Source organism: Rhizobium sp. BK376 (assembly GCF_004341625.1).
Classification (GTDB): domain Bacteria; phylum Pseudomonadota; class Alphaproteobacteria; order Rhizobiales; family Rhizobiaceae; genus Rhizobium.
Map to the genome: position 1 here is coordinate 1 of NZ_SLZG01000028.1, position 12,254 is coordinate 12,254.

Annotated in this window: 12 protein-coding genes; 8 read left to right on the forward strand and 4 right to left on the reverse strand. The window is 56.8% G+C overall.

The window, feature by feature from the left end; translation table 11 throughout:
- Positions 1 to 238 precede the first annotated feature (238 nt).
- Together EV561_RS31725 and EV561_RS31730 are read right to left on the reverse strand one after the other, a co-directional pair.
- Complete coding sequence (locus tag EV561_RS31725; RefSeq protein ID WP_132527896.1) at positions 239 to 1,279, reverse strand: IS110 family transposase; 1,041 nt, start codon at positions 1,277 to 1,279, stop codon at positions 239 to 241.
- 557 nt (positions 1,280 to 1,836) lie between these two features.
- Complete coding sequence (locus tag EV561_RS31730; protein ID WP_132527897.1) at positions 1,837 to 2,169, reverse strand: hypothetical protein; 333 nt, start codon at positions 2,167 to 2,169, stop codon at positions 1,837 to 1,839.
- A gap of 142 nt (positions 2,170 to 2,311) precedes the next feature.
- Here EV561_RS31730 and EV561_RS31735 point away from each other — a divergent pair, with 142 nt between their 5' ends.
- Positions 2,312 to 2,596, forward strand: coding sequence for a hypothetical protein (locus tag EV561_RS31735; RefSeq protein WP_132527898.1), 285 nt, complete (start codon positions 2,312 to 2,314; stop codon positions 2,594 to 2,596).
- A 939-nt stretch (positions 2,597 to 3,535) separates the two neighbouring features.
- On the opposite strand, the gene EV561_RS31740 is transcribed toward EV561_RS31735, so the two are convergent.
- Positions 3,536 to 4,369 (reverse strand): hypothetical protein, encoded by an 834-nt coding sequence (locus EV561_RS31740; RefSeq protein WP_132527899.1) that lies wholly within the window; start codon positions 4,367 to 4,369, stop codon positions 3,536 to 3,538.
- A 472-nt stretch (positions 4,370 to 4,841) separates the two neighbouring features.
- Between EV561_RS31740 and EV561_RS31745 the strand changes: the two genes are divergently transcribed.
- A complete protein-coding gene (locus EV561_RS31745) occupies positions 4,842 to 5,069 on the forward strand; it encodes a hypothetical protein (protein ID WP_132527900.1) in 228 nt (75 codons plus the stop codon).
- A 435-nt stretch (positions 5,070 to 5,504) separates the two neighbouring features.
- Positions 5,505 to 5,927 carry a pyridoxamine 5'-phosphate oxidase family protein gene (locus EV561_RS31750; RefSeq protein WP_132527901.1) on the forward strand — a complete coding sequence of 141 codons (423 nt, stop codon included), beginning with the start codon at positions 5,505 to 5,507 and terminating at the stop codon, positions 5,925 to 5,927.
- 60 nt (positions 5,928 to 5,987) lie between these two features.
- Here the strand turns inward: EV561_RS31750 and EV561_RS31755 are convergent, their stop codons facing one another.
- The gene (locus tag EV561_RS31755; protein WP_245513123.1) at positions 5,988 to 6,740 is read right to left on the reverse strand and encodes a TetR/AcrR family transcriptional regulator; all 753 of its coding nucleotides are present in this window, start codon (positions 6,738 to 6,740) and stop codon (positions 5,988 to 5,990) included.
- A 46-nt stretch (positions 6,741 to 6,786) separates the two neighbouring features.
- On the opposite strand from EV561_RS31755, the gene EV561_RS31760 reads away from it, so the two are divergent.
- Genes EV561_RS31760 through EV561_RS31780 form a run of 5 tightly spaced genes read left to right on the forward strand, consistent with a single transcriptional unit; the run spans position 6,787 to position 12,244 of the window.
- Positions 6,787 to 8,364, forward strand: a complete 1,578-nt coding sequence (locus EV561_RS31760) for an ABC transporter substrate-binding protein (RefSeq protein ID WP_132527902.1) — start codon at positions 6,787 to 6,789, stop codon at positions 8,362 to 8,364.
- A 6-nt stretch (positions 8,365 to 8,370) separates the two neighbouring features.
- Positions 8,371 to 9,303 carry an ABC transporter permease gene (locus EV561_RS31765; RefSeq protein ID WP_132527903.1) on the forward strand — a complete coding sequence of 311 codons (933 nt, stop codon included), beginning with the start codon at positions 8,371 to 8,373 and terminating at the stop codon, positions 9,301 to 9,303.
- On the forward strand, positions 9,300 to 10,172 hold the full coding sequence (locus EV561_RS31770; RefSeq protein ID WP_132527904.1) for an ABC transporter permease: 873 nt from the start codon (positions 9,300 to 9,302) through the stop codon (positions 10,170 to 10,172). The genes EV561_RS31765 and EV561_RS31770 overlap by 4 nt, the downstream gene beginning before the upstream one ends.
- 3 nt (positions 10,173 to 10,175) lie before the next feature.
- Positions 10,176 to 11,228 carry an ABC transporter ATP-binding protein gene (locus EV561_RS31775; RefSeq protein WP_132527905.1) on the forward strand — a complete coding sequence of 351 codons (1,053 nt, stop codon included), beginning with the start codon at positions 10,176 to 10,178 and terminating at the stop codon, positions 11,226 to 11,228.
- Complete coding sequence (locus tag EV561_RS31780) at positions 11,225 to 12,244, forward strand: oligopeptide/dipeptide ABC transporter ATP-binding protein (protein WP_132527906.1); 1,020 nt, start codon at positions 11,225 to 11,227, stop codon at positions 12,242 to 12,244. Before EV561_RS31775 ends, EV561_RS31780 begins: the two co-directional genes overlap by 4 nt.
- Positions 12,245 to 12,254: the final 10 nt, after the last annotated feature.

Consider the following 12,254-nt stretch of genomic DNA (forward strand, 5'->3'; position numbering starts at 1 on the left):
TGGTCTTCCGGGGCGCGCCCCGGAAGACCAGCGGCCGCAGCACCTGGGGAAGATTCAAACGGCACTATTGGGGAGTATTGCTCCGGTACTGACACCAAGGCGGTTCAATCTGTTAAGCGCTCTTCCTGCGATATGCTGCAGTTGAAGCAAGGCTGCGGCCGAACTCACCTTGTCCACCGTCCACGAAGGACATCTTTCCACCGGCTGGCAGAACTTTATTGTCTCCCGTTGTTTCCGATCATGCGGCTTTCGCCACGTCGTTGTCGCGGGTCCACCGGAACTCGGCGCCATCGCCCCACATCCGATGCATGATCACCGCAAGTCTCCGAGCAAGAGCGACAATGGCCTTTCGAAGACCGCGGCGTTTGGCAACATTCATCGCCCAAGCCTTCAGCCAGGACCATTTCTTCCCCCGTGTCAGCAGGACCTGTGCCGCCTCGTAAAGTAGCCCGCGCATGATCGCATCGCCGGCGGCTGAGACCCGGCCGATCCTCTTGCTTTCTCCCGATTGATTGACAGCCGGTGTCAGCCCCAAAGCAGGTCCCACCGCTCGTGAGTGCACAAACCGAGCGGGACTGTCGATGGTGCAGATGTAAGCGAGTGAGATCACCGGACCTATTCCGGGTATCGTCATCAACCGCTTGCAGGTGACATCATCCCGGGCGATGTCGAGGACCTTCCGGTGCAACCGCGAGAACTCCTCCCGGAGTTTTTGGCGGGCGTCAAGCAGGGGAGCGATGATCTCCTTGAGATCGGGAATAGCCTCCACGAGTTCGGTAATGCCGTTTTCGAATTTACCCACCCTGGCAATGCCCACCTTAAGGCCGAAGTTACGCAGCAGCCCACGAATATCGTTCTCAAACGCGAGCGCCTTCTCCTGGAGCAGCTTACGAGCTGTCAGAAGAGCGCGGGGTTTTTGACTGGTCAGCGTCTTGACGTGCACGGGACGAAAGAGGTTCACTCGCATCATCTGGGCAATACCGCGAGCATCGTTGCGGTCCGTCTTGTTGACCTGCGCTTTGAGAAAGGCTTTCGCATGACGGGTTTCGATGCAGACTGTCGGCAGCTCCGCCTCAACCAGGCCACTATATAGCCACTGCGACATCGGGCCGGCTTCCAGCCCGATGCGGACAAATTCCCAGCCCAGGTTCTTTAACGCCAGGACCAGATCGTCCGGGTGCGTGACGACTTTCATCTCCCGGCAAATCCGACCGGTCTCATCAACGACACATACCGATGTCTCTTGCAACGAGACGTCAAGGCCTGCAAAATACTTCATGCTGCGCTTCCTTTCATTGATGCTTGTGGCTGTTCTCACATGACCACGTTTATCATCAACTCGAAGCGCAGCGCCTCTTCATCAAACCTGTGATGTCGAGGCAGGGACTCAAGCCGAATATCCTATCTGTTAGAGCTTCAGAAGCCATCGGCCCCGATACACGCTCGGCGCGGGGCCGACATGTTGAGGCGATATATTCGTTCATCTGATCTTCCGCTCTTCTCGGAGGATCTCGATCACTGTCAGAAGGTATTTGACATTGTCCGCGAAGCGTTGAGCATCGCGCGAGGAAGCGAAAAGGAAGAGGTTATCGCCACCTCAATCATACATTTCTATAAACCAGGTGCACGCGACGAGACGCAGTTGCTCATTCTGGCGCGGACTGCGGCGATCAGCTGAGTCTCAATTGAGCGCCAACGCTTATAGCCTATCCCAGCTCTTGAAGTAGAATATGGCGATGCTAAAATACGATCGTCATATGCCTTTCCTATTGAGCCCCTCGCTTCCTTGGGGCTCTCTTTTCGGGCAGCGCTCACCCCCACCCTTGGTTAGGGGGATTAGAGAAAGTTCTTTCTCACTCCATGGGCCATTGCCGCGCCCCAAACCGATCCAGTTACTGCTGCGATCAAATTCAGTCCGGCAACCTGCGATCCCATGAAGAAATCACGTAGTCCGACTGCGCCACCCGCAAGAAAAATGCTTGCAACAATGGCAACTGTCGCCTTCCCCGGCACAATCTTGGCAATGACCGCGCTAATTGCAGCAAACACGACAAAGCGAAAGCCGATTGCCCAGTAACCGAGCACGGGATCAATGTGGATGCGTACCAAGGCCGCACCAAGCAGTGTTAGCAGTATGAGCGCAAAGGCGACGACACGAAGGAAGTTCATGGATATCTGCTATCCTGTCGCCACGATTATCGCAACTTCGACCCGAGCGTCAAAGGCAGTTTTTAGGAGGGCGGGGTGAGTGTTTGCCATTTAGGCTATAAGCGTGCACGGTGAAGACGAATAAGAACTGGAGCGTATTTTAGTGCCCAATCCACTAGATATCGACATTCACAAAATGCTGACGGAGATCGCGTCGATGGGAGGCGATATGCGTTACGAAGGTGGTGAACCTTTCCCACGAACCCTTATCGACAAAGCGCAGGCTCTCGGCCTTTTGATCGAGATCCCGTCAGGTGGTCTAGGCAGCGCGGCCGAGATCCTCGAACTTACGGCGCTTGGGCGCGCTCGCGCTGGGATGCGCGCCAAGCCTAACTGGCGTGATGCGCTGAACTGGCTACAAGACAAGATGTTTAGTCCGGCGAATTGAACTAACGGCATGGCGATCAGGAGGCCTTGGTTAGGAGGGGGGTTAACCAGCAGCACAAGATCTACCACCAACGCATTGCAGAACACGTTTCGTGCTGATACGCAGCAATGTCGCAATGTGGGGCATCGTGATGGCAACAATTCCAGTTCAGAGGCCGGGGAAGCCAGAGCACCCGATGGTGTTTGTGGGAATGATTTCTGCTTACATAATTTATTTTTTAGCTTGCGCGTTTAGCTGCCGGGCCTACTTTCGAGCCCACTTGGCAGAGTAGTTTGCTGTCTCCCATGGTTAGGATGGGATGAGTTTACTGGCCGAGTGCTCGCGACATTCCCGCTATCAATGCCCGGCGCAAAACTCCCGACCAGCCTAACACCGATCGCGATTATTCCGGCCCAAACGGCAATCGAAAACGTAAAAGCAAGCAAGAGATAGCGGAGGCGCGTTGACATGGCTCAACTTACCCCCGTTTGGGTGAGTAAGGCTTCCCCGAAAACTTACCAATAGCATTGAAGGGGTGCGTCTCGGGGCGTCATTAATCGGCCGTTGACCATTTGAGAATGGTTACCCACCGTTAAGGTGACTTTCGAGCGCTTCTGCGATTTTATTAGCGAATTCGTAAATTAAGAAAGAGTTCTCCTATGAGACTTGCTCGCAGATTGTCGATTGGCGCTGTCGCGATGTTCGATCCTGCAGTGACAGATTGGGAGCACGTGTATGTCAGGTGGCCGGTCAGAGATGTAAATGGCGTCTGGCTGATTTTCACGGATGCCGAGCGCAGACTTCTTCGAAGCGGACGGTATGAATACAGGGCGATTCTAAGCTAGTCGATAAGAGCTCGATTTTTGTCAGTGCTGGTCGGCTTGGTTACGAAAACACCTCGCTGTAGACGCCAGAGAAGGCCCAACGGACAACGGCAGCAAAGGTGGCGCCATAGTCATCCTAGCCGAGGAAACTCGGATGGAGCGTATCGCTCATCTTGCCGGCAGCATTGGCGACCGCGAATGAACCCCACTTCGTGCCCATGTCGATCAGAGGAATTTCGAGCTCGTCAGCGATCTGGTAGAGCGGGGTCCGATAATCCAGCCATTGCGCCATGTTTCCAGAGCTATCGTTGACGAAGTGCTCCATAACGAGGATGCAGTCACCCGAAAGCAAAGCGTCTTGAGCCTTGGCCTTGATGTTGGCCTTCGTGGTGGCGATTGCCGTCGCTGCCCGCACATCGTCAATGATGCGCATGATAAACGACAGGTCGCCAGCAAGTGCCTTATCCATCGATCGGTGGGTACAGGCCTGGCTATCCGTCAACATGCTGGCTGACTGGATGCCGGAGATGGCGAGGTTTCGGCAGGAGATTTCCTTGCGGCTTCCATCTCGAGCCTCAACGCCAAAGATGCGTGTCGGCGTGGCGTTGGCTGTCACTCCATCGATCTTCGTCAGAGCGCCTCCATCCACGCTGTAATAATAACTGGCGTGACCGGTATTCTGCGTCGAGTAGATATCAAATTCGGTGATCTGGTCGGTGAAGGTGATATCCAGCGTTCCTGTCGCGTCAGGCGCACCCAGCGCAACGCCACCGGAAGCCTCAACGCCCTGAATAGCCATTGAGCCAGCCGCCACTAGCCGACCATCAGCGTTCGTAAGCTGCGTAATGCCGGCCCCGCCAGCCGCCCCGGAGAAACCGTTGTGGAAGTTGAAGGCGTTATTGGCTGCGGCGACGAAGCCGCCAAGGTTAAGCTTCGCAGACAGGCGCGGGATCGGCCCTTTCATTGCCATCTGGCTCGTGCCTTCAGCTGACTGGCCGGCCGTGACGCTATGACCAAGGTCATGGATAAAGGGGCATTCCGGGTTCCGGCCTGAACGGCTTGCATCGCCGCCTTGGTTTTCGAGGTGTTCGAAGCTTTCAAATTGTAGATATACGCCGGGGAATTGCCCGACCCCACCCTTGGGTAAGGGCGGGGGTGATCGTTGTTAGGCTGCGGCATCTCCACGTGCCATGTTCCGCAACGGGGGAGACACGGCATGGAAATGAGAAGCGACGACTCGGTTGACCACTATCGCAACTTATGCCCGCCGCCGAAAGCCGCAGAAGCGCTTTCGCCCTTTCCTTGGCGCAGTATAGCTTGTTTAGGGCAGCTTGCGGCTGATCCATCGTAAACCTTAACGCTTAATTATGAATCTTTCATTCGCTTGGCATCTAGCTTTGCGAGGAATACTCGTCTCCCGTGCATCAAAATGGAGACTGAAGTTGTCCGACACACCAAAGCTGCTGAGCACCTCCGCGATGGCGCTTTCATCGTCGGCATTGCTGTTGGCCCTTATCGGGGTACTGAAAGCCAAAGGCATTTTCTCGGACGCGGACGAGACAAACGTTTATGAAACGGCTCTCCTTCTGCTTGAAGAGTCCGAGGCCAATGACGACACCGGAGCCGTTGAGCTGGCAAGGGAAGTTATTGAGGCCCATCTGGAATCGTAAGTTGATTGGCCTCGCCTTTATCAGGCGGGTAGGCACGACAATAGAAAACCCTATTGTTTCAGGGTTGCAATATCGCTCCCCTCCGTCCAAACCTATGTGGTCCTCCCAACAAGGGACACGGGGCTCGCTTATCCCCCTGCTCGAAAAAGTAAGGCGAGCCCCATTATTGCCTTGGTTACAATGGGGCAATCACACGATGTAGATTCAAAAATGGAAGAAGGCGGCGATGCGCTCCGCCAAAGAGGGCTTTCTTTCCATACCAAGCGCGCCAGCCTTCTGGCCTCAGGTAGATTCGATAGAAGGTGGACTACGCCGAGGCCGGTGTATAGCCGATCAGCTTTCCCTCCACTGCTTCAGTGAAGAAGGGTTCGAACGCATAGCTGTCTTCGAAGTCACCTTCATCACGACAAGGCCTTCAGGTGGCTTCGCAATCGCATGCAAAAGCCTTTCGGTTCTTGCGTCATCCGTCCCGGCAATAATCGCCTCGACACGCTCGTCAATATTCTCGCCAATCCGACCGTTGGATTATTGTTTATCATTCCAGGATTCGACGGCACACTGCGCGTGAACGGACGCGCGACGCTGATGAATGACCCTGAGCTTTTGAAGAGCATGATTGCAAATGATCGCGCGCCCAAGCTCACCATTGTGGCGGAAGTGCGTGAGGTCTTCATGCATTGCGCCAAGGCATTTCGGCGCTCTCGCCTGTGGAGCCCCAACCGTTTCCACGATCGCACCGATATGCCATCACTGATGAAGATCATTTTGGACGAAACAACCGGCGCGCCCAGCGACGAGAATGAGATGCTCAAAATAGATAACGATCTCGAAAGAGAGTATGAGAGGACGCTTTATTGATTGGTCGAGAGCGATGCGCGCTGGTTGCCGCATTCAAGCAAACTATCACGCCGCACAGGTCTACCGATGGCCTCCAACTGCCGGCTCCATAAGCGTGATGGTCAATAGGACTTGCCGCTCGATGGCGATATCGCACTGCGTTTCGGTCAGCCGCCAGTAACTCCAGGTGGCATTGACCAACGTATAAAGACTTATGCCGAGATCAAAGAGCTGGTCGTCCGACCATGACGACCCAAGGCGTTTGAGAAGTCGAACGTAATTCGTGGCGAAAAGCTGCGAATGAGCGCGGGCGATACGCAACAGGTCCTCATAATAATACGAGGCGTCAACGATCGTGCGGTCAAGCCCGATTCCCAGTTGATATGCCCAGGTCTCGCGCAACAGCTCGCCAAGCTGGTTGCGCCAATTCTCGCGTTCGATTCTCTCGGATCCGGCTTCCAGAAAGCTGCGCACCTGGGTCAGTTTTTCCTCATAGATCTCGGCGATGACTGCCTCCTTGTTTGGAAAATAGTCATAGATGGAGCCGACTTTGATGCCGGCCCGTTCCGCAATCGCATTGGTGGTGATCGCGCGGATGCCCCGCTCGCGCATCACCTCATGCGCTGCTTCCATAATCGTCGCCTTGATCTTGCGCGATCGCACCTGAACAGGAGTGCGCTTGTCCCCCACGCTGGTCTCTCCGTGCTGTGAACTCTTCTGATTGGTCGTAATGCCATTTTGGCAAGAAATTTGCACTGCAAAAATATTCTCTTGCAGTGCGCGCAAATCCGAGTAATCATTCGGATTAGAGGGCGTGGTGCTCTTTTCGAACAAAGAGCGTTGCGGAAAAACATTCCCTCAATAAAAAAGGGGAACTTCCATGCTGAACCGTCGTCAATTCACGCTTGCATCAGCAACGGCGCTCGCCGCGCTTGCGCTGGCCAATTCGGGCCGCTCCTTTGCAAAAGATGAAAAAGTAGGCCGCATGCGCCTGCCGATCGATCCGGAGGGCCTTTATAATGTGCAGAGCATCTCGCTGGTCGTGAGCGATGTTCTCGGAAACTACCTGCTTGAATCACTCGTGTATCTCGATGAGAAGGGGCAAGCTCAGCCGTGGCTTGCGCAATCCTGGGAGCCGAGTGCGGATGGAAAGGTCATCACCTTCAAGCTCAAAAGCGGAAAGACATTTCACGACGGCACACCCTTCGACGCTGCGGCGGTAAAATTCCACTTCGACACCGTCCTCGATCCGAACAGTGCTTCACCATCGAAGGCAATGATCAGCGCGCTTGAAAGCGTGGAGACCCCCGACGACATGACCGTCGTCTTCTCCTTCTCAAGGCCTTTCGCGCCGTTCGTCAATTTGCTTGGCATGTCCTACTTCGGCTTCAATTCTCCGGCGGCCGTCAAGGCGGCTGGATCGGCTTACGCGCGTCATCCCGTCGGCACGGGACCGTTCATGTTCAGCAATTGGGTGCCTGGGACCAGCATCGAACTCGTTCGGTACCCCGACTTCAAGCAATATCGCCCCGATGCCAAGAACCAGGGCCCGGCCTATCTGGACCGTGTCATATTGAACGTGCTGGCTGAGGAAGGCGTCGTCGCCTCCGCGCTGCAGACCGGTGAACTGCAGGCCGGGCAGCTGACGGCGGATGCCGTGCAGCCCCTTCAAGGCGATTCTCAATATCACATCATCAACGATCAGAACGCCAAGAACCTGATGTTCATGGAGTTCGACTACAAGAAGCCTCCATTCGACGACAAGGCCGTCCGGGAAGCAATCAGCTATGCGATCGACCGTCAGGCGGTCCTAGCCGCTGCGTTCGGCGGCAACGGCAAGGTTGCTCTGGGGCCACTGTCGAGAGGTATTCCCGGCTACGATGACGTCGTCGCGCAGAAATACGGGACGCCTTACGACGCCGAAAAGGCCAAGGAGCTTCTCGATGCTGCCGGTTGGAAGGAAAATGGTGGGATCCGTGCAAAGGGAGGCACGATCGCCAAGTTCACCGTGCGCAGCTATGCCGACAGTACCACTGAACGGGCACTGGCTGTCATCCAGGCAAATCTCGCCGATGTCGGTATTCAAGTCGATGTCGGCACCGCAGATTGGGGAACATTCTATCCCGGGCTTCTCAAACCGGATTGGGACATGGATCTCAATCGCTGGACCTGGTCAGATCCCAACGTCATGTCCCAGCTGTTCCGCTCTCCAGGACACAGGCAGTTGCTGCCGGCCAATGCCGCAATCGACAATGCATTGGATGCGTCCGACACCGCACTCGATCCCGTCAAACGCATGCAATTCGTCAGCGATGCGCAAAAGGCCATTCTTGAGGATCGCCTGATCATCCCGCTCCTGACGGACTGGCCGATCACCGTCGTGCGCAGCGAGCTTCAAGGCTATCGCCTCGATTTCCTTGGACGGCTCTATGCATCCGATCTCCAGATCGCAGGATAGTCAGCCATGATGCAGTACGTTCTCAAACGTCTGCTGCTGCTGGTCCCGGTGATCACCGCGATTTTGCTGATCACCTTCCTGATGAAGGCCCTGATCCCGACGGACGCCGTCACCGCCATGTATCAGGGCCAATTATCCGGAAAGGACGCTGCGCAGGCAATCGCAACGCTCAGAGCGAAGTATCACCTGGATTTGCCCTGGTACCAGCAATTCTTCTTCTACGTGAAGGATCTGTTGCACGGCGATCTCGGCCAGTCGATCCGATTGCGCCGACCAGTGATCGACGAGATCGGTTATCGCTATGTCAACACGATTCTGCTTACCGGATTTGCGCTGGCGATTGCACTCATCCTTGGTCTTACGACGGGTATCCTTGCGGCCGCCCGCCGCAACACCTGGTTGGATGTGACTGCGACGACGATCGGCTTGTTTGGCATCTCGATGCCGGCATTCTTCTTCGGTCTGCTGTTGATTCTCGTCTTTTCGGTATGGCTGAGGGTGTTGCCCGTAGTTCCGCACGGACCGATCGCTATTCTGCTTCCGGCCTTCGCGCTTGGCATCATTGAGGCGGCCCCCCTTTCACAGGTGGCGCGCAGCAGTATGATCGACGTCTTGCGACGCGATTACATTCAGGCGGCGCGGGCGCGCGGTCAAAGCGAAATGGCACTGATTTTCCGTCATGCGCTGCCGAACGCGCTCATTGTCGTGTTGACGGTCGTCGGCTTGCAAATCGGTAATCTGCTCGGCGGCGCCTTCATCGTGGAAACGATTTTCTCCTGGCACGGCATAGGAGAACTGGCGGTCAACGCCATCCAGTGGAGGGATTTCGCCCTGACGCAGGCGATCATCCTGATCAGTGCCGCGACCTATCTCATCATCAACCTTGTGGCAGACATTCTCTATGCCTGGCTCGATCCGCGTGTGGAGCTTGTGTCATGACGGCCCTCTCCTTCGAAGAGCCCTTGGTTGTGGTTGTTCCGCGCTGGCGCATAATCACAGGTCGTCTTCTCCACAGCCGGGCGACGGTTGTCGGCGGCTCGATCGTCTTGCTTGTCGTACTGCTTGCGATCTTCGCTCCGTGGATCGCCCCCCATGATCCCTTCAAGATCGACCCTGTCCATCGCTTGAAGCCGCCAGGTTTCGACCATTGGATCGGCACTGACGAGGTCGGGCGCGACCTGCTCAGCCGCATCATCTATGGAACACGGTATTTTCTACTGATTTGCGCGGTGACGTCGTCGATTTCGGCAACGGCTGGCACATTCCTCGGCCTCCTTGCCGGAGCAGGCTCGCCGATGACCGACGGTATCATCATGCGCACGATCGATATATTGCTCGCCTTTCCATATATCCTCATGGTCCTGGTCGTAGTCGCTATCCTCGGGCCCAGTCTATGGACCGGCATGGTAGCGGTCGGCATAGCCGGTATCCCAGGATATGCTCGTCTCGTGCGCAGTACCGTGCTGACGGTCAAGCGCGAAGATTATGTGACCAGCGTCCGCGCGCTGGGCGCAAACGAGATGGAGATCCTGTTCGGCACCGTCCTGCCGAACGTATTGTCGCCACTGATCGTCTATTTCGCATTTGCAACGCCACTGTCGGCGCTCATCGCATCGGCACTCTCCTTTGCAGGACTCGGCACCCAGCCACCGGCGCCCGAATGGGGGGCGATGCTCGTCAATTCGCGAACCTATCTGTTCTCTGCTTGGTGGGCAGTTGCAGCTCCCGGTCTGGCTCTGTTCGTTTCCATTTTTGGGATGAACATTCTGGGCAACGGGTTGCGCGACGTGCTTGATCCGAGGAATTGACGCATGGAGCAACATCAATTGCAAACTACCTCGCCTCCCCTGCTCACTATCAGAGGACTGCAAACCCAATTCACTTCAGCTCGAGGTGCGATCAAGGCCGTCCAGAGTGTCGACCTGACGATAGCGGCCGGCGAGATCATCGGTTTGGTCGGAGAGTCAGGTTCCGGGAAATCCGTGCTTGCGCTTTCGATCCTCCGGCTCATCCAGTCTCCGGGCCGAATAACCCAGGGGCAAGTCTTCTTCGCTGGCAGAGATGTTCTGACGATGTCGAAACGCGAGCTCTCAACATGGCGCGGCCGCGATATCGGGATGATCTTCCAACAGCCGCAAGGTAGCCTCAACCCGGTTCGCCGCATTGGCTGGCAGGTGGCCGAGCCGCTTCGACGACAGGAGAGAATTAGTCGCAAAGCCGCATGGGATAAGGCCGTGACACTCCTTCGTTCCGTCGGCATCCCGGCGCCCGAAGAAAAGGCTCTTGCCTATCCGCATCAACTATCTGGCGGACAGGCGCAGCGCGTCATGATCGCTATCGCCCTGGCGCTGAGGCCCAGGCTCCTGATAGCAGATGAGCCGACCACGGCGCTGGATGTGACGATCCAGGCGCAGATTCTTGAACTCCTGCGTGACAGCTGCCGCGATTTCGGGACGTCGTTGCTGCTCGTCACACATGATCTGGGCGTGGTTGCTCGTCTCGCCGATCGTGTCGCCGTCATGTATGCCGGTCGGATCGTAGAAGAAGGTCCCGTGTCCGTGATGCTGACCAGGCCTGAGCACCCCTATGCGCGTGGTCTTCTCGATGCTGCCCCGCGGCTCGGCCAGCTTGCTGGCCAGAGGCTCAAAGACATTCCCGGCAGCATTCCTGACTTGAGCCGTCCCATGCCCGGCTGCGCCTTCGCCCCGCGCTGCGAACGGCGCGCAAAACTCGAACTTGATGCATGCATGACCGCTCCGCCTCCCTTCACATCGATTGGCGAGCGCCATTCTGCCCGTTGCTGGGCGCTGCCTCAAGCGGAGGAGGCCCTTCCCATCGCGACCGTAGTGGAGGACCGCGTATGAGTATCCCTCCGCTTCTTAGGGTCGACGGGCTCCATGTCCGCTATCCCGTGCGCAAGGGTCTGTTCGGTGGTATCGCCGGCCATATCAACGCCGTCGATGGCGTCAGCCTGACACTCGACCGCGGCGAGACGCTGGGCCTCGTTGGTGAATCCGGTTGCGGCAAGAGCACGCTCGGTCGCACGGTCATCGCGCTCCAGAAACCAAGTGAAGGCCAGGTACTGTTCCGAAATCAGGATCTCTTCGCACTTCGGCCCGAGGAATTGAAGCAGCAACGGCGCTTTGCCCAGCTGATCTTCCAGAACCCGCGCAGCTGTTTTGATCCGCGCCGCACGGTCGGCTCCTCCGTGCGCATGGCACTGGATATCCAGGAAATGCTCGACCCTTCCGAACGGGACGATGCGGTCGCTGACATCTTCCGTAAGGTGGGTCTTCGGCCGGAGCATCGCTTTCGCTATCCCCATGAGCTTTCAGGCGGTCAATTGCAACGCATCGGGATTGCCCGCGCCCTTATCCTCAAGCCCAGCCTGATTGTTTGTGACGAACCGGTCTCTGCGCTCGACGTATCGGTACAGGCACAGATCCTCAATCTCCTCAGCGATCTGAAAGCCGAATTCCAGCTGGCCCTCTTGTTCGTGTCGCATAATCTTGCGGTTGTCGAGTATATCGCCGACCGCGTCGCCGTCATGTACTACGGTCGGATCGTCGAGATTGCCCCCACTCGCCAGTTGTTCTCCGATCCGCGTCACCCCTATACGCGCGCGCTTCTGGCTGCTGTCCCTTCGATCGATATTGGCCGCCGCGACGATCCCGTACTGCGCCTCGCCGACCCACCGGATCCGGCCCATCTTCCGACCGGTTGCCGCTTCCGCACCCGCTGCCCACTGGCCTTCGCCCGTTGCGTGGAGGCCGAACCGCCTATGGCTATGGGGGAAGGTGGGCACAGGGTCGCCTGCTGGGCGACTGGAGAAACAGCGATGAGCGCGGTACCAGCAGCCACCGAAGCATCCAAGAAATGAAACACTGAAA